Below are 20,094 nucleotides of genomic sequence, written 5' to 3'. Positions count from 1 at the left end.
CGAACAGACCCGACGCGTTAGACCCAGCTTTGAGAAGGCCTGGAAGGTTCGATCGCGAGCTTGAGGTCGGTGTTCCTGACAAAGTGGGCAGAAAGGAGATACTCCAGATACACACAAGGAGCATGCCGTTGGAGCCTGACTACGATAAGGCTATCGTCCTGAAGATCCTTGAGGAGCTTGAGAAGCGCGGCTCGTTTGAAGACAGAAAACTCGAAAGACTCATAGAAGCACTAGAAGAAGCAAAGAATGAGGCCGAGATAAAAGAAGCACTTAAGAAGGAGAGCGAGGTATACGCGGAGGTTAGAACCAAGTTAATCGACAAAATGCTCGAGGAAATAGCCGAGATTACCCACGGCTTTGTCGGTGCTGACTTAGCGGCACTCGCCAGAGAGGCGGCGATGGTAGTCCTCAGGAGGCTCATCAAAGAGGGGAAGGTAAGCCCCGAGCACGAACAGATACCCCCAGAGGTCCTCCAAGAACTCCGCGTTAGAAAGGCAGACTTCTACAATGCCCTTAAGATGGTCGAGCCTTCGGCCCTGAGGGAGGTTCTAATCGAGATGCCTAACATCCATTGGGACGACATAGGCGGCTTGGAGGATATAAAAGAGGAGCTTCGAGAGGCTGTTGAGTGGCCGCTCAAGTATCCGAAGGCCTTCCAGAGGCTTGGAATCGAACCGCCACGGGGGGTTCTCCTCTATGGTCCTCCTGGGACGGGTAAGACTCTGCTCGCTAAAGCCGTCGCCAACGAAAGCGAGGCAAACTTTATCGGGATACGCGGTCCGGAGGTTCTCTCTAAGTGGGTTGGTGAGAGTGAGAAGAACATCCGTGAGATCTTCAGGAAGGCAAGGCAGGCCGCCCCAACCGTCATCTTCATCGACGAGATCGACGCAATAGCCCCACGCAGAGGAACTGACACCAATCACGTCACTGACAGGCTCATCAACCAGCTCCTTACAGAGATGGATGGTATAGAGAGGAACAGCGGCGTCATAGTCATTGGGGCAACCAACAGGCCTGACATCCTCGACCCAGCACTTCTCAGGCCAGGAAGGTTCGACAGACTGATACTCGTTCCTGCTCCAGATGAAAAGGCCAGGCTTGAAATATTCAAAGTGCACACGAGGCGCGTTCCCCTTGCGGACGACGTTAACCTCAAGGAACTGGCCAAGAGGACTGAAGGTTACAGCGGTGCTGACATCGAGGCTCTCGTGAGGGAGGCCGCGCTGACGGCGATGCACAGGATCATGGAAGAGCTGCCGGCCGAAGTTGTCGAGGAGGAGAGCGAGGAGTTCCTTGGAAGGCTTAGAGTGTTGAAGAGGGACTTTGAGATGGCGCTGAAGAAGGTGCGCCCGAGCATAACGCCCTATATGGTCGAGTACTACAGAAACTTCGAAGAGAACAGAAAGCAGACCAGCAAAAAGAAAGCAGGGGGACCTGACTACTACACCTTTTAGCGGCCCTTCTCCCTTTGACTTTGGAAAAAGTTTTATACGTTGGTGCCCAAAGGGCTACACGATTAAACTGAGGGGTGGCGAAGATGGTCAAGATAATGGCTTCAAAGCTTAGGGACATTGAGCTTATAACCGACACCGGTGTGCGGCTCGGCTGGGTCTATGACCTCAGCTTTGACGAGGAAACAGGAGACATTCTTGTTGTCGTCGCTGAGCCGGATGAAGACCTCGACACGAGTGAGTTCGTTACTGACCATGAAGGGCTTCTGCTCATCCCGGTAAGCGCAGTCAAAAGCATTGGAGAGGTTATAATCATAGACTCAACGAAGCTCGCGGTGAAGTCAAAGCTCAGGAGGCCAGTCTCACCGCAGTGATATTCACAGGCCTTCAAAGAGCCTCTCCGCAAGGAAGCGCGGGAGGCCCGCCTCGATTATCTTTCTGGCCGCTTCTTCAACATCGTACTCAATGCGATGGAACTCAACGTTGTCCGGCGGCTCTTCTTCGGTGTCAATTAAAGCGTAGCTTGCCCTCCAGTCGCCGTCGCGCGGTTGTCCAACGCCGCCAGGGTTGATTATCCTCCTTCCGTCGATTACCTTGAGCATTGGGATGTGGGTGTGGCCGACGAGGAGGTCGTCCTGTTTTATGTAGCCCAAAACCGCCTGAAATTCACCCTCCGGGAGCCAGGGGAAGAGGTATTCATCGAGGGGCGCCCTTGGCGAACCGTGGATTAACAGGTAGCCCCGCCCTGTGTCATCAGTAAAGAGCCCCCTCACCGGGAGCCGCCTGAGGAACTCAAGGTTCTCAACCCTCATAGCCCGCTGGTGCCATCTCACTGCTTCCCTCGCGTAGGGATTGAATCCCCAGTCAGCACCAAACGCCACCGCGTTGTCGTGGTTGCCCCGGACGCAGAGGAAGGTTTTCTTCTCCATTTCTTTCCTCACGAACTCAACGACCTCGTTTGGGGAAGCGCCGTAGCCGACCAAATCACCCATGCAGAGGATTGCGTCAGCCCTTTTGATTTTTTCCCATACTGCTCGAAGGGCCTCCCAGTTTGAGTGGATATCAGAGATGAGGGCGATTTTCATAGCATCACCGTTTTGAATGACGCTCTCCAGGTTTATACAACCTTCTCACCGCAATGCCTATGAAGAACAACCCGAGGGTATCCCGAGGAGGAGCACCCCATTCTCATGCCCCATGTAGCTCTCTCCTCCCAGGATCGTGCAGTTTACATGGTAGGTATACGCCATAAGCCTTGTACAATTGTTGTAGAGTGTAAGGTTTTCGAAGGAGAATCCATCTTCCAAGATGATCGTCCTAGGCTTCCAGTCCACCACAACGCTGTGACTCTCGTATCCCGAGAAGTTGAGTTTCATATCCACCGTGTAACCGGTTACCCTCAACTGCCTTTCTGCCCAAAGTGAAGCCCATACCGTTCTCACCGGTTACAAAAAGGGAACCGCGCGGATAAGTGACGTTGAGATAAAAGCCGTAGGCGGAAACGTTAACCGATACGGCCGATGCAAGAATGAACTTTCCATCGGAGAAGTTCAGCGGGGGAAGATATCCCACAGGAAAACTGGAATAGAAGACGCGGAAGGTGGCATTATATGGAAGTTCTTGCAGGGCCACCCTGTCAACAAAGACTCTCTCCTCCGGGACGTATATGTTCCCCCTCTTTAGGAGGGATAAAGAACCGTTCTGGGTTAGAACTGTCAGCTTTGGAAGGCTGGAATTTGTTTCCACGGCCAGGAGAAGGCCGTCTATTTCGTCTCCGTTCGTTATGATCTCTGAATGGAGGTTAACGTAGGGGATGGTGAGTGCCGCCGAAACGACGAGGAAGCCGAGGAACGGGAAAGGGAAAAGCATAGAAAATTGGAGAAAGGGTTCACTCCTTCTCCTGCTTGGCTTTCCAGTTGCCCCACTTGTAGAGGGCAGCGAGGGCCTTTATAGCCCTGTCCGGCTCAGGATAGGCGGGAATGCCCTCCTCATTGAGCCTGTCGATTGCTTCCTTGGCCTCTATGCCACCGACGATGGCAACCACCAACGGCTTCTTCCTTCCGCTTTCTTTGTATTCGCGGATGACTATGTCAGCGAGGTCTCTCGGGTCGAGGACGGCCGTCTGGCAGTAGAGAACCGCTATGCTGTGCATGTTGGGGTTCCTGAGGGCTTCTCTGACGGCACCTTCATAGCCCTCGGCCCCTGCCATCCCAGTCAGGTCAACGGGGTTCTTGTAGGAGCCAAAGGGTGGCATGTAGTTGGAGAAGACCTTCAGCTCGTTAAGGTCGTCGTAGAGGTGCAGGCCACTCTCCTCGGCTGCGTCCGTGGCCATAACACCTATTCCACCGCCGTTTGTGAGTATAACGAGGTTCTCACCTTCAGGCTCTGGGAGGTTGCTGAGGGCCCTCGCATAGTCGAAGGCCTCACCTATTGTGTAAGCCCTTATGATACCGCTCTGTTTGAAGGCCGCATCATATATCCTGTCACTTCCAGCCAGAGAGCCGGTGTGGCTGGCTGCTGCCTTTGCACCGCGCTCGCTTCTGCCGGCTTTGATGATGACTATCGGCTTGGCCTTGCTGACATTTTTGGCCGTCTCAAGGAAGCGCCTTCCGTCCTTGACGCCCTCCATGTAGATGAGTATTGCCTTGGTGTTCCCATCCTCCTTGAAGAATTCGAGTAAATCGGCATCGTCAATGTCGCTCTTGTTTCCGATGCTGACGACCGCTGAGAGACCGACCTTCTCGAGGATGGTCCAGCCCATGAGGGCTATCCCCAAGGCACCGCTTTGGCTGATGAGGGCAAGGTTACCCGGCATGACGTCGGTCGGTCCAAATGTGGCGTTGAGCTTGTCGGGGGTGTAGACGACGCCGAAGATGTTCGGCCCGAGGATTCTCATGCTGTACTTGCGAGCGGTCTCAACGAGTTGCTCCTCAACCCTCTTGCCCTCCGGGCCAAGCTCTCCGAAGCCCGAGCTTATGATCGGGAGAACCTTAACGCCCTTCTGTCCGCACTCCTCGACAACCTGCGGCACGAACTTGGCGGGAACGACGATAACGGCCATATCAACTTTATCGGGAACATCGAGGATGCTCTTGTATGACTTGAAAACACGGTTGCCAACCTTGATCTCAACTCCCTTGACGTTGACGGGGTATATCTTGCCCTCGTAGCCGTACTCCACGAGGTTCTTCATGACAGCGTAGCCTATTTTGCCGGGCTTCTCGGAAGCGCCAATGACGGCAATGCTCTTTGGCCTGAAAAGCGCCTGTATGTTCGGGTCAACCATTTTTATCACCTCGAATGACATTCACACTTTTACGTCTGTAAAAGGCAGTTAAAACCTTTCCCTTCTCTTTTTGACGAGAGAAAGCTCGACGGACGTTAAAACCAGTGACTGCACGAATGAGGAGGAACCCTCAGTATGCAAGTTCTAAGGATTTCAACCATCCAAAAAATTTAAGTGCTCCCTAAATGAACCGTAGGAGATGGCAATGAAGCGGGAGCCTACCATCCTTGAGTCCTTGATAATGAAGTGGCTGACAATCAGCTTCGACCTAGTGGTAATAGGTCTCGCCACGATTACAATGGGCTATGTGCTATACATGATGTGGGGGCTTGTGACAGCCAGCCTACACAGCTTTAACATTGAGGAGATCCTCCACCAGGTAGTGATGGTAATCATCTTCCTAGAGATACTGGAGCTCCTAGCGATGTACCTCAAGGAACACCACGTCAGCATGAGGAACGTCGTAGAGCTCGGCGTTCTGGCGATGGTGCGAAAGATAATCATAACGCCAGACTACTCAAAGCTCGGCTGGCAGGTTTTATTCGGCATGGCGGCACTGCTCTTTGTAATGGGATGGATATACGTCCAGGAAAGGCAGAGGCGAACAAAGCACGAGGAGTTCATGGTAGAGCATGGTTTAAAGGAGGCCCAAGGCAAACCCTAAATACTTTTCCACCTTTTCTCCATCGGTGGTGAGAATGGGTGTACAGATTGGAGAGCTAATCCCTCGGAGGGAGATAGAGCTTCAGAAGCTCTACGGGAGGAAGGTCGCCATCGACGCGTTCAACGCCATGTACCAGTTCCTCTCGACGATTAGGCAGCGTGATGGAACACCCCTTATGGACTCAAAGGGTAGGATAACCTCCCATCTGAGTGGCTTTTTCTATCGCACGATCAACCTAATGGAAAACGGCATAAAGCCGGCATACGTTTTCGATGGAAAGCCGCCGGAGTTCAAGAGAAGGGAGATAGAGAGAAGAAAAGAAGTTCGCGAGGATGCAGAGGTGAAGTGGCACGAGGCCCTTGAGAGCGGAAACTTAGAGGAGGCCAAGAAATACGCGATGAGGGCGACGCGCGTGAACGAGAGACTCATAAACGACGCCAAAACCCTGCTCGAGCTCATGGGTATCCCTGTAGTTCAAGCGCCGAGCGAGGGCGAAGCTCAGGCCGCATATATGGCCGCTAGAAAGAGCGTTTACGCATCAGCAAGCCAAGACTACGATTCTCTTCTCTTCGGAGCACCAAATCTGGTGAGGAACCTAACCATCACCGGTAGGAGAAAGCTCCCCGGAAAGAACGTTTACGTTGATGTGAGACCGGAGCTGGTCGTTTTGGACGAAGTGCTTAAAGAACTTGGCATAGACAGGGAAAAGCTCATCGAAATGGGAATTTTAGTCGGAACCGATTACAATCCCGGCGGAATAAAGGGAATCGGCCCTAAAAAAGCTTTAACCATAGTCAAACGCACAAAGGATCCCCTCAAGAAGTATCAAAAGGAGAGCGAGGTAGACCTTTATATGATAAAGGAGTTCTTCCTCAATCCACCCGCCACCGACGACTACAGGCTGAAGTGGAGGGAGCCTGATGAGGAGGGAATCCTAAGGTTCCTCTGCGACGAAAGGGACTTCAGCGAGGAGCGGGTTAGAAACGGGCTTGAAAGGCTGAGGAAAGCCATAGAGAGCGGGAAACAGAAGACCCTGGAGAGCTGGTTTAGAGGTGGCTAAATCGGTATCTTGAGGTCAAGTTTGTCCACCAGTTCTTTATACCTGTTCCTGACTGTAACCTCAGTAACGCGCGCGACCTCGGCCACTTCTCTCTGAGTCCTTTTTTCATCCTCAATGAGGCCAGCTATGTAGAGCGCGGCAGCGACTAAACCTGCGGGACTCTTTCCGCTGGTTAGGCCCCTCTCATAGGCTTCTTCAAGTATGGCTACGGCCTTCCTCCTGACCCTCTCGCTCAGTTCAAGCTCGTCAGCGAATTTGTTTACATAATCTGTCGGCTTAACAAAGAGTTTTTTAGGGGTGAGGTTCAGGTTCCTAGCTACAAAGCGGAAGCTCCTTCCTATTTCCTTCTTGTCGACACGTGAGACGTCAGCTATCTCGTCGAGTGTCCTTGGAACCTTGACGAGTCTGCACGCGGCGTAAACACACGCGGCTATAACGCTCTCTATTGATCTCCCTCGGATGAGTCCCTTTTTGACTGCCTCACGGTATAAGCGTGCCGCCTCCTCTTCGACGTGCCTCGGGAGGCGGAGGTTGCTGGCAAGCCTATCGAGCTCGCTCAGGGCGAAGGCAAGGTTGCGCTCGGCTGCATCGCTGACGCGGAGGCGGGACTGCCATTTTCTAAGGCGATACATCTTCTCACGCATCAGACCGGAGAGGTTCCTATCGATGCCGATGTCTGTTGAAAGACCCTTATCGTGAAGCAGAATGCTCTCGGGTGCACCTACACGCGCCCTCTTCTCTCTCTGGCTCGCGTCAAAGGCCCTCCACTCGGGCCCCATATCAACAACGTTCTCCTCAATGACATAACCGCAGACCTTACAGATAATTTCTCCCCTTCCGGGGTCGTAGATAAACTCCGTCGAGCCGCACACCGGGCAGACCCTGTGTTTATTCACTCCAACACCCCCGACCGGCCGGCTATTTAATGTGCCCCTTATAAACCTTCGCCTTTTTTTGCCACGTAGCGGAGTAACCAGACGATGTCCTCGCGCTTGAAAGTTATCCTCTCTAGGACTCTGACATCACCGTCCTCCTCGACGATGTTGGCGTAAATCCAGAGAAAAACGGGATCATCACCGGTTCCAACGTGGAGGTTGCGGTAGAGAACGTCAACGGTGCCATCGCTGTTCTTCTTGACGGAGAGAGCCTTCCAGGTATCGAGACTGACCTCTCCCTTTTCGTCGAGAATTCCCACTATCCCCCGTGCATCCATGGATTCACCTTCGCTACCACTTGATTTTGAAGTCTCTTCTCGTCCTCGCGTCTATTTGCGCCAGAATCCTCTTGAGCTTGGCGTCGTCTATCGGTTCAGCTATCTGGCCCGCCTGGTAGAGTTGGACGAGAACGAGTTCGACCTGTCTCGCGAGTTCAGGCTTGACGAGCTTCACCCTACCGAGCCTCTCCCTCGCTTCTGGTGTGAGGATTCTCCTCATTATTGCATCGAGCTGAGCTTCAAGCTCCATCTCTTGCTTCATAGCCTCCTCTTGAGCCTTCTGCTGCTCAAGGTACCTCTTCTGGAGTTCCATGAGCTTTTTTTTCCTTATCTCCTCTATGTCTTCGGCCATCTCCCTCACCTCCGGGTTAAGATTGAAAATGAAGTTAAAAGACTTTGCACCCAATCACTAAAAGCACAGAAGTGAGCACACAAAGGGTTGAGGGACAAGCGCCCTCAGTACTTCTTAAGTTCGGGAATCTGCTCTTCAAGCTCCTTCTTTAAGTCGGTGGCTATCTTGTCGAGGAAGCTCTGGCCCTGAGGGGTAACAACTCTACCCTCACCTGGAATCTTCTGGACGAAGCCAGCGGTTTCAAGCTGCTGGAGAGCCTTCCTGATTATGCTTCCGCTGGCCTTGTAAAAGTGCTCAGGAGCGTGTCCGCGGTTCTTCCTGCCACCATACCAGGTCCTGAGCCTCTCGATGCCGACCGGCCCGTCAACGTAGACCTTCCTGAAGACGCTGGCGACCCTGTAGTACCACCAGTCGTCCTGCTCCGGAAGCCTCTCCTTATGCCTGCTGGTCTTGACGAACGGGGCCCACTCGGGTGGTTTTATAGCCTCTATCTCCTTGAGCTTCTGGGCAGCCCTCTCAACGAGCAAATCACCGGGAACATCATAGACTGTCGCCATTCTTCAATCCCTCCCCTTCTTGAATTTCCTCCTGAATTGAGCGATATCGAGCTTGACTTTCTTAACGGGCTTCTCCTCCCGCCTTTCCTTCGAAAGCTCCTTTCTCTGGAGCTTCCTTAAATACTTTTCCCAACCTTCCCTCGGCCTGAACAATATAAACCTTTTGCCGCGGACGTCTATAAGCTCGCTGTCGGTAAGCTCGGCGACCTTTCTCGCGAGAGCGGCTCTGTCTAGGCCGGTACTTATGAGTGCGCCCTTTCTCATCTCAATCTTGAGTATACCATCCTTCTCAAGCTGAACCTTTATCTCGTCGATGACGCCCTCTTCTAGACCTCTCTTCCCGACCCAAGCCCGTGGGGGGATGTTGTAGTATCTCGCGCGAATGGCCCTTCTCACCTTTCCGGATAAGCGTTTCTCCATAACTTCCACCTTCCCCAGAGTTGAGGCCGGGCTTTAAAAAGGTTGGCCTCTTAAAAGTATCGGTGCATAGTAGAAAGGGAGGTTAAACCATGCTCGTCCATCATCTCTACTCCGGTGGAAAGGACTCGAGCTTGGCCGCGTGGATGCTCACAAGGCTCGGCTACGATGTCGAGTTGGTAACGGTGAGCTTCGGCCTTCTGGACAACTGGCGCTTTGCGAGGGAAACCGCCGAGAAACTCGGCTTTGATCACAAGATTCTCTACCTGCCAAGGGAGATGCTTGAGAAAGCGGCCGAGATGGCCATGGAAGAAGGTCACCCCAACAATGCCATCCAGTTCATCCACGAGAGGGCTTTAGAGGCCCTCGCCTCGTTACCGGAAGTTGAGAGGGTCAGCGACGGGACGAGAAGGGACGACCGTGTTCCTATCCTTGACCTGCCGAAGGCCCGCTCGCTGGAGGACCGCTTCAACGTTGCCTACATAAGACCCCTCCTCGGCCTCGGCTACAAGACGATAAAAGAACTCACAGAGAGACTTTTCGTCATTGAAATGGGGGAGAGCGAGCATTTAGAGAAGGGGGACTACGAGGTTGAGCTGAGACATCTGCTCCGTGAGAAGGGAATCGACCCGCTGGAGATATTCCCAAAGAGCCACTACCAGTCGCGGGTTATGGGATGGAAAGGATTATAAGTTTCATTTCAAATTTTCTCCTGTGATCACATGAGAACCCTCACGGTTACCCCATGGAACCCGTTCTTCGGGGGGGTAAAATGGGCCATCAGGGAAGTTCTAGATGCCGTGGAGATACTCGACAACGCCGTCGTTTTTCCGAAGAACCTCAAGGCGGAATACGGAACTTTCATGGCTGGAAGCAGCGTCCTGATCGGAACCAAAATGGGTGGTGGCAGATGGAGCTATGTTAACAGCTACACCTCAGGATGGCTCTTCAGCACCTCCAGAAAGTTTATCCCCCGGGAGAACGTCCTCTCGTCCGAGCTTTCCGTCTCTCCAGCCCCCTACAGATTGGAGATAGACACGCCGGGTTCCGGGATAATGGAGGTACCAGGCTACAGACTTGAAAACGGTGTTCTCCTCCTGTACACCACGCCAAGCTACGAATTCAGATACCCAAGTGACGTTCTGACCATAGGGGGCCTTGAAGACTACGCCCAGCTTTCACTGAAGCCCCTTAGGGACGGCTTTGAGGGGGAGGTAAACCTGAGCCTCAAGAAAGGAGGATACGCAGAGGTTGCCATCAGGGGAAAAGCCGTTGAGGACATAGCGTTCTTTAAGGAAGAGTCGGGTGCATTTACCTACGAGTTCATCCGGGAGCCGCTGCTCATAGTCTCTCACGAGAAGGTTCTTTCACCGCAGGGGCTCCAGAAGGCGATGGGCGGATTCATCGGCCTCAGCGGACATGGGGAGTTTTCGCTGAGGTTCAGAGTCGGAAAATCCAAAGAGAAGATGGTGTTTTCCGTGAGCCTGCCGAGGAAATGAAAACAGATCAGAGGCCGCTGAGCCTTCTGACGATCGGGTTCTCGGCCTCTTCGGGCTTTATTTCCTCAACGCTCTCGACCCATATCTTGTTCCTCGGGACACGGTGCTTGCTTCCAACTTCAGAGTAGAGGGTCTCAATAACGTCCTCCTTCTTAAGTCCACGGTACTCCCTGGTGAACCTCTCCTTCTTTCCGTTCCTCTCAAAGACGCCCTTAACGCGGAAGACCTTAACCTCCATTTCTCGCACCTCCATCATCAGTCAAGGAAACCCAACGCTTCTTCGATCTTAACTATCTCCGGTCCAGTGGTGAGGTGTCCAACGACGACACCATGAGAGTTTGCCAGCAGGCAGGAGCCGACGAATGGGACGCCCATGTTGGCGGTTCCAACGTAAACGTCGACCTTGAAGAGGTCATGAAGCCATTCAAGCTCCTCGTCGGTTGCCTCGGGATGAACTATGCCGCCCCTGTTGGTGACCACTCCAACGCTTCCAACCGCGTGGTAGTCACCTACCATTCCCCTTTCCACCTCGACGCCGAGTACCTCCCCGAGCTTCTTCGCCTCTTCCTTAGTGAACTTGGTGCTTATCAGAGCGGCCCTGTCGTTCGCCAGGATGAGGTTGCCGAAGGCCGTTAAAGTACTCTGGAAGGGAACAACTTCCATGTCGATTCCATACTCCTTGAGCTGACTGTTTATGGCCTCAAGCTCCGCATTCCAGACGTACCAGGGAACGACTATCGCGTTGGAGTTGCCTGCCGCAAAGATGCCAACTATCCTGGACTTCATTATGCTCGTCTCGATGAGCGGGACCTTGAGAACCTCCCTGAGAACCTCAAGCTTCTTCTCGCCGAGTCCCTCCCTAACCAAGACTACCCTGTCGGTCGCGGTACCATAAACGCCGAGATACGGGGAGTTCTCAAAATCGAGCCTTTCTATGTGCATCTCGTCACCTCGCTAAATTAAAAGATCAAGCGAGGGAGACCTTGGCAATCCTCTTGCCTTCGCTCTCCTCGACGATGACCTTGACGCGGAGCCTGCTCGGTGGCTTCTCGGCCCCGCGCTCCCAGATCTTCTCGTTGACGTCGGTGCCGATTACCACTTCTTCGGCCTTGGCGTGCCTCGCTATCCACTCACGGAGGAAGCGAGCGGCCCTCGGTGCTCTCTTCCAGCGCGGGACGCGCTTCTTTATCCTCTGGATCGGGACGACGAATATGACTTCCTCACCCGGCTTGATCGGCATTTAGATCACCTCACTCCTTAAGTTTGGTCCTTCTCCACATTCTCCTCTTGGGATGGGTCATGACCTTCCTGTTGGTCTTGACAATGACCCAGACTGGAACGCGCCTGTTCTGCTTCACGGCCTTGGCAAGTCTGAGCTTCTTCGCAAGCGGCTTGTTTCTCGCCATAACTACACCTCCCGGATTATCATGATGCCTGTCGATGCTTTGATTATTCTTTTTTAAGCTTTTTCGTGGGGCTTGAGGCTTTCTAATAGGACTTCAATCATGCCTCCTTAGGAGAACCGGAACAAGGGTTAGGCCAACCAAAAAGGCAGGCCCGCATATTCCATGGCTTTCTGGCGTTCTGGTTGTGCTAGTGTTCCCAGGAGCATCAATGGACACTGCCACCGAGTTAGACGTGTCAAGATAGGGAATGCCAAGCTCCACCTTCCACGTCCCTATGGAAACGTTCACGGACACTATTCTGAGCTTCAGAGCGAACGTTATGTTCCCTCCCGAGTCGTAGAATAAAATGCAGGTCTCGTTCAGCCCCACTAGGGTAGCGGAATCATAAGAATCCCCGAGCACGACAGTTCCATGCCCCAAGATGGAGACCTTGGGAGAGTAGTTGGGTAGTAAACCTCCTCATCCCTTGGAAGTTCAAGCTCCGGAAGGGAGGAGCTTCCCCCAAATTCCGCCCGGCTTTCGTTTTGGATTTTCATCACCGGCCAGGAGCGGAGGAACCTTTCTCCGTCCACAGGAGTCTGGTTGAAAGCCTCAACGGAGATGTTCACAACAGGGAGGAGTCTTCCACCGCGGTAGTAGAGCAGGGACGGAAATATGGCCTCCGTCATGGGTTCAGAGGTTTTGTTGTCGGGGAGGCAGACGAAGCCTCGATATCCAATCCAGTTGGGGGGAGTAGGCGTTGAGTTCGTTCCGGACGAGGAGGTATTCCCTGAGGGAGTATGGCTCAGGGGCGTAAGGCTTGAGTCCGTAGCCTGGAAGGTAGAGGAGAACACCGTTCCTAAACAGAACCGCGCGGAAGAGCCTCAGGAGGTTTTTCTGGAGTATGCCATAGGCGTCGCTGAAGTTCAGGAGTTGCAGGTATTCATCAAAGGCAGCTACTGGAACAGAACGGGTTTTACCTGCGTAGGGAAAGCTGAAGACCAGCGAGTCCTTTAAGGTTTTCCACCAACCGTCATCGCTTCCGGCAGGTTGAAGAGAATCCACGCCTCGGTCCGTGGAACAGGAATTGGTCTTCCTATCCTCCCTCCGGGAAAGTACTCCATGACCGTGTAGCTCACGTTGGGGCATATACCAAACTCGCAGGGAGAAATCTCGCGGACGCCCACGATGAACCACTTCTTCCCCAATGGGACGACGGAAATGGCCGTGAAGTTGAACCCGACGAGAGAACCCGTGAGGTCAACGTACCTCACGCCGTCACCGATTTCAAGAAGGAGGTACTTCCTCCCAGAGAGCTCGCGGCAACCAAGGTACGTGCCCGGAGAGTCTATTGGACACATGTACTTGGGGATCTTCCCATACTCCGAAAGGGTGATACCAACAACTGCGAAGCTGCCGTTGCTGGCGACACTGAAGTGCATCATAAGGGGGTGCCATGGAAACCTGTACTCCTCCAAGAAGCCCGAGGCGAGGGGAAGTGCCAGGAAGGCGATTAAAAGCGCGAGGAGGACTACCTAAAGGCTCCCATGTAATCACCGGGCTAACTATGGAGGAGAATTGAAAACGTTTTGGAAGGAAAAAAGGAAGCCTCAGAATATCAGCGGAGCGCGGTACTCGCCCCAGACCTCGCGAAGAACGTCCGTAACCTCGCCAAGCGTTGCCAAATGCCTGTGCGCCTCGATGATGTAGGGCATGAGGTTCTCGTCGTCCGTTTCGGCGGCGTTCCTGAGCTTATCGAGGACCTCTTCCACCTTCTTGCCCTCGCGCTCGGAGCGGAGCTTCTCCAGCCTCTCAATCTGCTTGCCCCTCATGCTCGGATCGACCTTGAGTATATCGACGTCGAGCGGCTCGTCCGTCACGAACTCGTTGACGCCGACGATGATGCGCTTCTTCTCCTCGACCTCCTTCTGGAACTTGTAAGCAGACTCGGCTATCTCCTTCTGGATGTAACCGCGCTCTATGGCGCGCATCATGCCGCCCATCTTCTGGATCTTCTCGATGTATTTCAAAGCCTCCTCGTAGATGTGGTCGGTGAGCCACTCGATATAGTAGCTCCCTCCAAGCGGGTCAATGATGTCGGCAACGCCGCTCTCGTATGCTATAATCTGCTGGGTTCTAAGGGCTATCCTCACGCTCTTCTCGGTCGGGAGACTCAATGCTTCATCGTACGAGTTGGTGTGTAAGGATTGAGTTCCGCCGAGGACTGCCGCCAGAGCCTGAATCGCAACGCGGACGATGTTGTTCTCCGGTTGCTGGGCCGTCAGTGTTGAGCCTGCCGTCTGGGTGTGGAAGCGCAGGAGCATCGAGCGTGGGTTCTTGGCGTTGAACCACTCCTTCATGATGTAAGCCCAGAGCTTTCTCGCGGCCCTGAACTTGGCAACTTCCTCAAGGAAGTTGTTGTGGGCGTTGAAAAAGAAGCTCAGCCTTCCTGCGAACTTGTCGACGTCCATGCCACGGTCGATGACGGCGTTAACGTACTCAATACCATCGGCGAGGGTGAAGGCAACCTCCTGGACGGCGTTGGCCCCGGCCTCGCGGATGTGATAGCCACTTATACTTATCGGGTTCCACTTGGGAACGTGCTCGGCGCAGTACATTATGATATCGGTCGTAAGGCGCATGCTCGGCACCGGCGGGAAGATGTAGGTGCCGCGCGCTATATACTCCTTGAGGATGTCGTTCTGAACCGTTCCGCGGAGCTTATCCGGTGTAACACCCTGCTCCTCAGCCACAAGGATGTACATGGCTAGAAGATTTGCCGCTGTAGAGTTGATGGTCATTGATGTAGAGACCTTGTCAAGCGGTATTCCGTCGAAGAGAATCTTCATGTCCCAGAGCGAGTCAATTGCGACGCCGACCTTTCCAACTTCACCCTCACTCATCGGGTGGTCTGAGTCGTAGCCGATCTGGGTCGGCAGGTCAAAGGCAACGCTCAAACCCGTCTGGCCCTGCTCAAGGAGGTATTTGTAGCGCCTATTGCTCTCTTCTGCCGTTCCAAAGCCTGCATACTGTCTCATCGTCCAGAAGCGGCCGCGGTACATGGTGGCGTAAACACCCCTCGTGAACGGATACTCACCAGGAAATCCCAGCTCCCCCATGTAGTCCCAGTCCTCGCCGAGGTCAGTGGGAGTGTAAACGCGCTTTATCTCAAAACCGTCATCCGTCATGAACTTCTCCTTTCTCTCTGGCCTCCTCTCGATGAACTTCTTAACCGTCGTCTCCTCCCAGCGCTTCTCTTCCTCCTGAATCTTCGCGAGCTTCTCTTTATCGAACGTCACAACTATCACCTGCCCTTACTTGGGTGCCGAAGTATAAAAACCTTTTACATAGTGAAAGTCCCCTCTTTACCTTGGATAAAATGTCCATCAGTCCGGGAAGTCGCGCCTCACGAGGATTGCCCACGCGGGTAGGAGCATCGCAGTGGTCAGGGCAACAAGGGCTATGGCTGAATGGGACGGAACACCGACAAAACTGGAGATGTTAACCTTATCAAAGCCCGCCTTGAGGAGAACTGCGGTCTGATAGGTGAGGGTGTAGCGCTCGGCGTTCTGGAGGTAGGGTATCTGCGGAACGAGGAACTGGAGTATGAAGACTACTCCAAAGGTCGCGAGTGAAGCGTAGAGGGGCCTGTTGATAATAACAGATATGAACATCGAGAGCGCGCCAAGGAGGGCCAGGATAAGGACGCTCACTCCGAGGACGAGCAGGAGGTCGGGAAGTCCCTTCCAGAGACCGTCGAGGCCGGTCTTGTAAACTACCGGGTTGTAGAGCCAGACCGTCGCGTAGGGAACCCCAAAGAGGACCGCGAGGGCCGAAATCCCAGCCAGGAACTTCGAGGCTATGAGAGTGCTTAGCCTAAGGGGCTTCGCGAGGAGGAGCCTTATAGTGCCTCCCTCCATCTCGCTCGCCAAAAGGTCGCACATGAGTATTATCGCTATGAGCTGACCGATTATCCCGAGCCAGTAGTTGGGGAGCAGGTTGAGCATCATGGCCTCAAAGGCCTTCAGCATGGGGTTGATGCCATCTCCAGCTGGGTTCGGGCTCAGAAGGTATATGAGTGACGGGAAGAGGGTTACCACGAAGAGAATTTTGAAACGCCGAGAGCGGAGGATTCTACGTAGTTCACTCTCGAAAACGACCCAGAATCCAGTTTCAAAGAAGGCATTCATTCCTTCCACCCCACGTTGAAGCGCTTCATAAGGATCCTCTCAAGGGGACTTGTGTGTGGCTTGAAGAGCCGGAGGGCGAGCTTTTCACTGGCTATGAACGCTGGAGCTTCAATGAAGAACTCCTCAGCAAACCTCTCGTCGAGCTTCACCCTTAGGATACCCTCTTCCTCCCAAGCTTCCCTTACGTAAACCTTGTCCCGGAGGAAGGCTAAGAGCTTCTCATTGTCCGAAACGAGCACATCGTAATCCGTTCCCTCCACCCTTGCTAAGTCCCTCACCCTGCCCTGCTCGATGAGCTGGCCGTCCTTTATAAGACCAACGTAGTTGCATGTCCTCTCGATTTCGCTAACTATATGCGAGCTTAGGAATATCGTTTTACCACCCTTCGCAAGCTCAAGAACCTTCCCTATAAACTCCATCCTACCGAGGGGATCTAAGTTGCTCGTCGGTTCATCCAGGATGAGGAGTTCGGGATTCCCAAGGAGCGCGGTAGCGAAGAGAACCCTCTGCCTCTGACCACTGGACAGCTCCTTGATTCTGTTGAAAGCGTGCCTCCCAACGCCGGTGTAGGCCATCAGCTCCCTCGCCTGCCTCACCGCTTCGACCTTAGAAAGCCCGAGGAGGCGCCCCATGTAGGTAAGAAACTCAAAGATAGTCATGTCCTCATAGGCTATGGGCCTCTCCGGCATGTAGCCGACTTTCCTCATGATTTCAACCCTCTCTCGCGGCATTTCCATACTAAAAATCCTGGTATCGCCGTAGGTGGGTTTTAGGGCGCCGGTGAGCATCTTAATCGTCGTTGTCTTACCGGCCCCGTTCGGGCCTAAGAAACCGTAAACGACCCCTTTGGGAACCCTTAGATCGAGGTGGTAGACAACGTTCCTCTTTCCAAAGAACTTCGTCAGCTCTCGCGTTTCAATTATGTAGTCGGCCATCTACACCCCCAGATGACTATCGAATTGGGGACCTAATAAGCCTTTCCTGCAGGATCAATTGATAAACATCAAGATAATAGACAAAAAACCTAATAAACTCTGGATTTAAAATACTAAAACCAATAGATTCTTCGGGAGGATTAGGATGCAGGCTCTAAAAAAGCGCCCCAAGTGGGTGACTGGGTTGAGGCCGAAGCTCGAGGCGACCCTTCAAGGTAAGAGTGGGGTAGGGACCATCATCGGCAAAGGTGTCCTCAGAGGAAGCGACATGATTGAAATCCTCGAGGTGAAATTCGTAGATGGGAAAGAGGGCCAGCCAGCGGGCAAAATCTCCGAGAACCTCGTCCTGTTTGACTATCCCGTGGGAGAAGACGAAGGGGCCGACGATGTATACTATAAACTAATGGGAATGCTCAGCAGGGTCTGATTCCTTTAGCCTTTTAAGCTCCCTGGATAACATAGAATGTGCTGATTGGAAAAGTCGGCCTTGATAGCTCGGCGCGCTTCACATTCCAGAGCCACGCCCACACGGATCACTTCGTTAGTGGGAGGGTTATCTTCGCAACCAAAGCCACCAAATTCCTCAGCCACCTCAGGAAGGGCGGTTTTTACCGTGAGATAGGATTTGGGAAGAGTTTCTATCTCGGCGATTACAAGGCAAGGCTCTATCCGGCCGGCCACATGCTCGGCTCTGCCGGGATAAAGCTCTGGCTTGATAACGGGACACTCTTTTACACTGGCGACACAAAGTGGTTCAAGCTCAGAACCGCTGAAAAGAGCCGCTTCCCAAGGGCGGACTTCCTAATAATCGAGGCAACCTTTGGGGTTCCAAGCTTCACATTTCCCTCACCTAAAGAAGCGGAAAAGAAGCTGGTCGCGTTCGTGGAGGAGGCACTCGACAGGGGGGAGAGGCCGGTTCTCTACGTCAACCAGACTGGAAAGGCCCAGGAGGTCATGAAGATACTCGACGTTCACGATTACACTGTAAGACCGAGCGAAGAGATGGTCAAAGTTGCGCGTGTATATTCAAAATTTGGAATTAGATTCCGAAACATTGCGAGCAATGGAGACGTCGTCCTGCACTCCTATCACTCTCCGAAGGTTGAGAACCCTCTGAACCCCTGGGAGCTGACGGTTTCGGGCTTTGGTGGTCTTAAGCTGAGCAACCACGCGGATTTCTGGGAGCTGATGAGGATTATAGAGAGGGTTAACCCCGAGAGAGTATTCACCGTCTACGGCTTCACCAGAGAATTCGCGAGAATCTTGGAGGGCATGGTCATCGAGGCACATCCGATAGGTGTGAATTCTCCCATTGACAGATTTTTGTGAATCCCTCAAGGAATATTGCAATCTTATTAGAGAATGTCCAACATTGAGCGCGAAAAGTTAATATACCTACAATATACTATCTACTGATGGAGGACATAGGTTCCCACCCGTGGATGATGGGAGGTGCGGGCACGGGGCAGTAAAGCCCGCCGCCTTGGAATTGCAGGTGGATCGCACGACAACCTGAAGGGGGTGGTACCAAGGGGACCTTTCCCCCTCCCTTCCCATTCCGGTTTTTCAGGCTTTTTTTCTCTTGATGACTCTTCAATGCCCACCGGTTGTTCTTGTATAAACTCCAATTTAGCAATGGCATATTCCTATACTTCAATGCACGTATCAAAACACAAAACCTTTTAAACCCATTCTCTTTTAGTAACTATCAGTAAGCAAAATGGGGGTGATAGTGATGGCTTGGAGGAGGGATCGCTATTGGGACCCATTTGACATCATGAGAGAGATACAGGAGGAGATTGACGCTATCTTCCGCGACGTCATGCGAGGTCCAAGGCTCTGGGGAGATAGAGAACCCGCTGGAGGATACGAGACCACCAGTGAGTCATGGAGGGAGCCTTTCGTTGACATTTTCGACCGCGGCGATAGGTTCGTCATAACCGCGGAACTCCCGGGTGTTAGAAAGGAGGACATCAAGCTCCGCGTTACCGAAGACGCCGTCTATCTCGAAGCCCAGATAAAGCGCGAGAAGGAGCTTGAGGAGGAGGGCGCCATAAGGATCGAACGCTACTACAGCGGCTATCGCAGGGCCATCAGGTTACCAGAGGAAGTTATCCCGGAGAAGGCCAAAGCCAGGTACAACAACGGCGTCCTCGAGATAGAGGTTCCAAAGAAGAAGCCCACGAAAACCGAGAAGGGCGGCTTTGAGGTCAAAATTGAGTAGCCGGATAAAGGGTCTTTTCGATTTTCCCAATTTTGGGCTTGATAAAATCAAAGGGACCACGATCATCGGTCACGAAAAGTTTGGAGGTGTGAAAAATGACTGAGAAGAGGGAGGTTAAGCTTAAGGTTGCTTCCGCTTACCAGCGCGACGTTGGTAGGGGAATCGTCAGGATAGACCGCAAGGCCATGCGTGAGGTAGGTGTCCAGAGCGGTGACATAATTGAGATAATCGGAACCAAGAACACTGCCGCAGTCGTCTGGCCCGCCTACCCAGAGGACGAGGGGCTCGGGATAATCCGCATGGACGGAACCCTCAGGAAGAACGCAGGGGTCGGACTCGGTGATGAGGTTACCATAAGGAAGGCCGAAGTTAAGGAGGCCCGAAAGGTCATCGTTGCCCCAACCGAGCCGATGCGCTTCGGTGGGGACTTCATAGAGTGGTTCCACAGCAGACTTATCGGCAGGCCGGTCGTGAGAGGAGACTACATAAAGGTTGGAATCCTCGGTCAGGAGCTGACTTTCGTCGTTACCGCGACGACTCCGGCTGGGATAGTCCAGATAACCGAGTTCACAGAGTTCCAGGTTAGTGAGAAGCCCGTTAAGGAGGTCAGCAAGACGGCAGCGCTTGGTGTCACCTATGAGGACATCGGCGGCCTCAAGGACGTCATTCAGAAGGTCAGGGAGATGATAGAACTCCCGCTCAAGCACCCTGAGATATTCGAGAAACTCGGCATCGAGCCTCCGAAGGGTGTTCTGCTTTATGGTCCTCCTGGGACGGGTAAGACTCTGCTCGCCAAGGCCGTCGCCAACGAGGCCAACGCGCACTTCATAGCCATCAACGGTCCGGAGATAATGAGTAAGT

General features: G+C 53.2%; 29 protein-coding genes. 10 read left to right on the top strand and 19 right to left on the bottom strand.

Going from position 1 to position 20,094, the window contains the following annotated elements:
- On the top strand, positions 1-1,454 hold a 1,454-nt coding region (locus MV421_RS10965), incomplete at its 5' end, for an AAA family ATPase (RefSeq protein ID WP_297419616.1).
- An 83-nt stretch (positions 1,455-1,537) separates the two neighbouring features.
- The gene (locus tag MV421_RS10960) at positions 1,538-1,825 is read left to right on the top strand and encodes a PRC-barrel domain-containing protein (protein WP_297419613.1); all 288 of its coding nucleotides are present in this window, start codon (positions 1,538-1,540) and stop codon (positions 1,823-1,825) included.
- A 3-nt stretch (positions 1,826-1,828) separates the two neighbouring features.
- Here MV421_RS10960 and MV421_RS10955 read toward each other — a convergent pair whose 3' ends face one another.
- The 3 genes from MV421_RS10955 to acs all read right to left on the bottom strand — a co-directional run bounded on the left by MV421_RS10955 (position 1,829) and on the right by acs (position 4,737).
- Positions 1,829-2,536: a metallophosphoesterase family protein gene (locus MV421_RS10955; protein ID WP_297419610.1), complete on the bottom strand. Its 708-nt coding sequence runs from the start codon at positions 2,534-2,536 to the stop codon at positions 1,829-1,831.
- A 232-nt stretch (positions 2,537-2,768) separates the two neighbouring features.
- The gene (locus MV421_RS10950; RefSeq protein ID WP_297419607.1) at positions 2,769-3,320 is read right to left on the bottom strand and encodes a hypothetical protein; all 552 of its coding nucleotides are present in this window, start codon (positions 3,318-3,320) and stop codon (positions 2,769-2,771) included.
- Between the two features lie 19 nt (positions 3,321-3,339).
- Positions 3,340-4,737, bottom strand: a complete 1,398-nt coding sequence (gene acs, locus MV421_RS10945; protein ID WP_297419628.1) for an acetate--CoA ligase alpha subunit — start codon at positions 4,735-4,737, stop codon at positions 3,340-3,342.
- Between the two features lie 199 nt (positions 4,738-4,936).
- On the opposite strand from acs, the gene MV421_RS10940 reads away from it, so the two are divergent.
- Together MV421_RS10940 and fen are read left to right on the top strand one after the other, a co-directional pair.
- Positions 4,937-5,401: a phosphate-starvation-inducible PsiE family protein gene (locus MV421_RS10940; RefSeq protein ID WP_297419604.1), complete on the top strand. Its 465-nt coding sequence runs from the start codon at positions 4,937-4,939 to the stop codon at positions 5,399-5,401.
- 34 nt (positions 5,402-5,435) lie between these two features.
- Positions 5,436-6,461, top strand: coding sequence for a flap endonuclease-1 (gene fen / locus MV421_RS10935; RefSeq protein WP_297419625.1), 1,026 nt, complete (start codon positions 5,436-5,438; stop codon positions 6,459-6,461).
- On the opposite strand, the gene MV421_RS10930 is transcribed toward fen, so the two are convergent.
- The 5 genes from MV421_RS10930 to MV421_RS10910 all read right to left on the bottom strand — a co-directional run bounded on the left by MV421_RS10930 (position 6,458) and on the right by MV421_RS10910 (position 9,003).
- A complete protein-coding gene (locus MV421_RS10930; protein ID WP_297419601.1) occupies positions 6,458-7,357 on the bottom strand; it encodes a transcription initiation factor IIB in 900 nt (299 codons plus the stop codon). The genes fen and MV421_RS10930 overlap by 4 nt on opposite strands.
- 38 nt (positions 7,358-7,395) lie before the next feature.
- Positions 7,396-7,674, bottom strand: coding sequence for a hypothetical protein (locus MV421_RS10925; protein ID WP_297419598.1), 279 nt, complete (start codon positions 7,672-7,674; stop codon positions 7,396-7,398).
- 13 nt (positions 7,675-7,687) lie between these two features.
- Positions 7,688-8,026, bottom strand: coding sequence for a DNA-binding protein (locus MV421_RS10920; RefSeq protein WP_297419596.1), 339 nt, complete (start codon positions 8,024-8,026; stop codon positions 7,688-7,690).
- Between the two features lie 104 nt (positions 8,027-8,130).
- Complete coding sequence (locus MV421_RS10915; RefSeq protein ID WP_297419593.1) at positions 8,131-8,583, bottom strand: 30S ribosomal protein S19e; 453 nt, start codon at positions 8,581-8,583, stop codon at positions 8,131-8,133.
- A gap of 3 nt (positions 8,584-8,586) precedes the next feature.
- Positions 8,587-9,003, bottom strand: coding sequence for a YhbY family RNA-binding protein (locus MV421_RS10910; RefSeq protein ID WP_297419622.1), 417 nt, complete (start codon positions 9,001-9,003; stop codon positions 8,587-8,589).
- An 89-nt stretch (positions 9,004-9,092) separates the two neighbouring features.
- On the opposite strand from MV421_RS10910, the gene MV421_RS10905 reads away from it, so the two are divergent.
- Together MV421_RS10905 and MV421_RS10900 are read left to right on the top strand one after the other, a co-directional pair.
- Entirely contained in the window at positions 9,093-9,692 is a 600-nt protein-coding gene (locus MV421_RS10905; protein WP_297419590.1) for an asparagine synthase-related protein, read from the top strand.
- Positions 9,693-9,722: 30 nt separating this feature from the next.
- A complete protein-coding gene (locus MV421_RS10900; protein ID WP_297419587.1) occupies positions 9,723-10,499 on the top strand; it encodes a hypothetical protein in 777 nt (258 codons plus the stop codon).
- Positions 10,500-10,506: 7 nt separating this feature from the next.
- On the opposite strand, the gene rpl18a is transcribed toward MV421_RS10900, so the two are convergent.
- From rpl18a to MV421_RS10845, 11 genes are all read right to left on the bottom strand, one after another.
- The gene (gene rpl18a, locus MV421_RS10895; RefSeq protein ID WP_297419585.1) at positions 10,507-10,737 is read right to left on the bottom strand and encodes a 50S ribosomal protein L18Ae; all 231 of its coding nucleotides are present in this window, start codon (positions 10,735-10,737) and stop codon (positions 10,507-10,509) included.
- Between the two features lie 17 nt (positions 10,738-10,754).
- Entirely contained in the window at positions 10,755-11,441 is a 687-nt protein-coding gene (locus MV421_RS10890) for a translation initiation factor IF-6 (RefSeq protein WP_297419582.1), read from the bottom strand.
- Positions 11,442-11,466: 25 nt separating this feature from the next.
- Positions 11,467-11,739 (bottom strand): 50S ribosomal protein L31e, encoded by a 273-nt coding sequence (locus MV421_RS10885; RefSeq protein ID WP_297419580.1) that lies wholly within the window; start codon positions 11,737-11,739, stop codon positions 11,467-11,469.
- A 10-nt stretch (positions 11,740-11,749) separates the two neighbouring features.
- Positions 11,750-11,905, bottom strand: coding sequence for a 50S ribosomal protein L39e (locus MV421_RS10880; RefSeq protein ID WP_297503426.1), 156 nt, complete (start codon positions 11,903-11,905; stop codon positions 11,750-11,752).
- Positions 11,906-11,998: 93 nt separating this feature from the next.
- Positions 11,999-12,325 carry a CGP-CTERM sorting domain-containing protein gene (locus MV421_RS10875; RefSeq protein ID WP_297503428.1) on the bottom strand — a complete coding sequence of 109 codons (327 nt, stop codon included), beginning with the start codon at positions 12,323-12,325 and terminating at the stop codon, positions 11,999-12,001.
- On the bottom strand, positions 12,274-12,573 hold the full coding sequence (locus MV421_RS10870; protein WP_297419569.1) for a hypothetical protein: 300 nt from the start codon (positions 12,571-12,573) through the stop codon (positions 12,274-12,276). Before MV421_RS10870 ends, MV421_RS10875 begins: the two co-directional genes overlap by 52 nt.
- A 4-nt stretch (positions 12,574-12,577) precedes the next feature.
- Positions 12,578-12,949, bottom strand: a complete 372-nt coding sequence (locus tag MV421_RS10865) for a hypothetical protein (RefSeq protein ID WP_297518359.1) — start codon at positions 12,947-12,949, stop codon at positions 12,578-12,580.
- On the bottom strand, positions 12,898-13,326 hold the full coding sequence (locus MV421_RS10860; RefSeq protein WP_297419563.1) for a hypothetical protein: 429 nt from the start codon (positions 13,324-13,326) through the stop codon (positions 12,898-12,900). The genes MV421_RS10865 and MV421_RS10860 overlap by 52 nt, the downstream gene beginning before the upstream one ends.
- Positions 13,327-13,494: 168 nt before the next feature.
- A complete protein-coding gene (locus MV421_RS10855; RefSeq protein ID WP_366938846.1) occupies positions 13,495-15,183 on the bottom strand; it encodes a methylmalonyl-CoA mutase family protein in 1,689 nt (562 codons plus the stop codon).
- An 87-nt stretch (positions 15,184-15,270) separates the two neighbouring features.
- On the bottom strand, positions 15,271-16,074 hold the full coding sequence (locus MV421_RS10850; RefSeq protein WP_297419556.1) for an ABC transporter permease: 804 nt from the start codon (positions 16,072-16,074) through the stop codon (positions 15,271-15,273).
- A complete protein-coding gene (locus MV421_RS10845; protein WP_297419552.1) occupies positions 16,071-17,009 on the bottom strand; it encodes an ABC transporter ATP-binding protein in 939 nt (312 codons plus the stop codon). The genes MV421_RS10850 and MV421_RS10845 overlap by 4 nt, the downstream gene beginning before the upstream one ends.
- A 175-nt stretch (positions 17,010-17,184) precedes the next feature.
- Here MV421_RS10845 and MV421_RS10840 point away from each other — a divergent pair, with 175 nt between their 5' ends.
- From MV421_RS10840 to MV421_RS10825, 4 genes are all read left to right on the top strand, one after another.
- On the top strand, positions 17,185-17,436 hold the full coding sequence (locus tag MV421_RS10840; RefSeq protein ID WP_297419619.1) for a hypothetical protein: 252 nt from the start codon (positions 17,185-17,187) through the stop codon (positions 17,434-17,436).
- A 38-nt stretch (positions 17,437-17,474) separates the two neighbouring features.
- Complete coding sequence (locus tag MV421_RS10835) at positions 17,475-18,338, top strand: MBL fold metallo-hydrolase (RefSeq protein ID WP_297419548.1); 864 nt, start codon at positions 17,475-17,477, stop codon at positions 18,336-18,338.
- A gap of 406 nt (positions 18,339-18,744) precedes the next feature.
- On the top strand, positions 18,745-19,233 hold the full coding sequence (locus tag MV421_RS10830; protein WP_297419545.1) for an Hsp20/alpha crystallin family protein: 489 nt from the start codon (positions 18,745-18,747) through the stop codon (positions 19,231-19,233).
- Between the two features lie 95 nt (positions 19,234-19,328).
- Positions 19,329-20,094: AAA family ATPase (locus MV421_RS10825; protein ID WP_297419542.1), on the top strand; the 766-nt coding region annotated here is incomplete at its 3' end.

Source organism: Thermococcus sp. (assembly GCF_027023865.1).
In the GTDB taxonomy this organism is placed as follows: domain Archaea; phylum Methanobacteriota_B; class Thermococci; order Thermococcales; family Thermococcaceae; genus Thermococcus.
This window is presented reverse-complemented; position numbering and strand designations above follow the sequence as displayed.

Bases quoted from the DNA above. Each gene is read 5' to 3' on its own strand.
- MV421_RS10960 (WP_297419613.1), top strand. From the start codon at position 1,538: ATGGTCAAGATAATGGCTTCAAAGCTTAGGGACATTGAGCTTATAACC.
- MV421_RS10955 (WP_297419610.1), bottom strand. From the start codon at position 2,536: ATGAAAATCGCCCTCATCTCTGATATCCACTCAAACTGGGAGGCCCTT.
- MV421_RS10950 (WP_297419607.1), bottom strand. From the start codon at position 3,320: ATGCTTTTCCCTTTCCCGTTCCTCGGCTTCCTCGTCGTTTCGGCGGCA.
- acs (WP_297419628.1), bottom strand. From the start codon at position 4,737: ATGGTTGACCCGAACATACAGGCGCTTTTCAGGCCAAAGAGCATTGCC.
- MV421_RS10940 (WP_297419604.1), top strand. From the start codon at position 4,937: ATGGCAATGAAGCGGGAGCCTACCATCCTTGAGTCCTTGATAATGAAG.
- fen (WP_297419625.1), top strand. From the start codon at position 5,436: ATGGGTGTACAGATTGGAGAGCTAATCCCTCGGAGGGAGATAGAGCTT.
- MV421_RS10925 (WP_297419598.1), bottom strand. From the start codon at position 7,674: ATGGATGCACGGGGGATAGTGGGAATTCTCGACGAAAAGGGAGAGGTC.
- MV421_RS10920 (WP_297419596.1), bottom strand. From the start codon at position 8,026: ATGGCCGAAGACATAGAGGAGATAAGGAAAAAAAAGCTCATGGAACTC.
- MV421_RS10915 (WP_297419593.1), bottom strand. From the start codon at position 8,583: ATGGCGACAGTCTATGATGTTCCCGGTGATTTGCTCGTTGAGAGGGCT.
- MV421_RS10910 (WP_297419622.1), bottom strand. From the start codon at position 9,003: ATGGAGAAACGCTTATCCGGAAAGGTGAGAAGGGCCATTCGCGCGAGA.
- MV421_RS10905 (WP_297419590.1), top strand. From the start codon at position 9,093: ATGCTCGTCCATCATCTCTACTCCGGTGGAAAGGACTCGAGCTTGGCC.
- MV421_RS10900 (WP_297419587.1), top strand. From the start codon at position 9,723: ATGAGAACCCTCACGGTTACCCCATGGAACCCGTTCTTCGGGGGGGTA.
- rpl18a (WP_297419585.1), bottom strand. From the start codon at position 10,737: ATGGAGGTTAAGGTCTTCCGCGTTAAGGGCGTCTTTGAGAGGAACGGA.
- MV421_RS10890 (WP_297419582.1), bottom strand. From the start codon at position 11,441: ATGCACATAGAAAGGCTCGATTTTGAGAACTCCCCGTATCTCGGCGTT.
- MV421_RS10885 (WP_297419580.1), bottom strand. From the start codon at position 11,739: ATGCCGATCAAGCCGGGTGAGGAAGTCATATTCGTCGTCCCGATCCAG.
- MV421_RS10880 (WP_297503426.1), bottom strand. From the start codon at position 11,905: ATGGCGAGAAACAAGCCGCTTGCGAAGAAGCTCAGACTTGCCAAGGCC.
- MV421_RS10870 (WP_297419569.1), bottom strand. From the start codon at position 12,573: ATGACGGAGGCCATATTTCCGTCCCTGCTCTACTACCGCGGTGGAAGA.
- MV421_RS10860 (WP_297419563.1), bottom strand. From the start codon at position 13,326: ATGCACTTCAGTGTCGCCAGCAACGGCAGCTTCGCAGTTGTTGGTATC.
- MV421_RS10850 (WP_297419556.1), bottom strand. From the start codon at position 16,074: ATGAATGCCTTCTTTGAAACTGGATTCTGGGTCGTTTTCGAGAGTGAA.
- MV421_RS10845 (WP_297419552.1), bottom strand. From the start codon at position 17,009: ATGGCCGACTACATAATTGAAACGCGAGAGCTGACGAAGTTCTTTGGA.
- MV421_RS10830 (WP_297419545.1), top strand. From the start codon at position 18,745: ATGGCTTGGAGGAGGGATCGCTATTGGGACCCATTTGACATCATGAGA.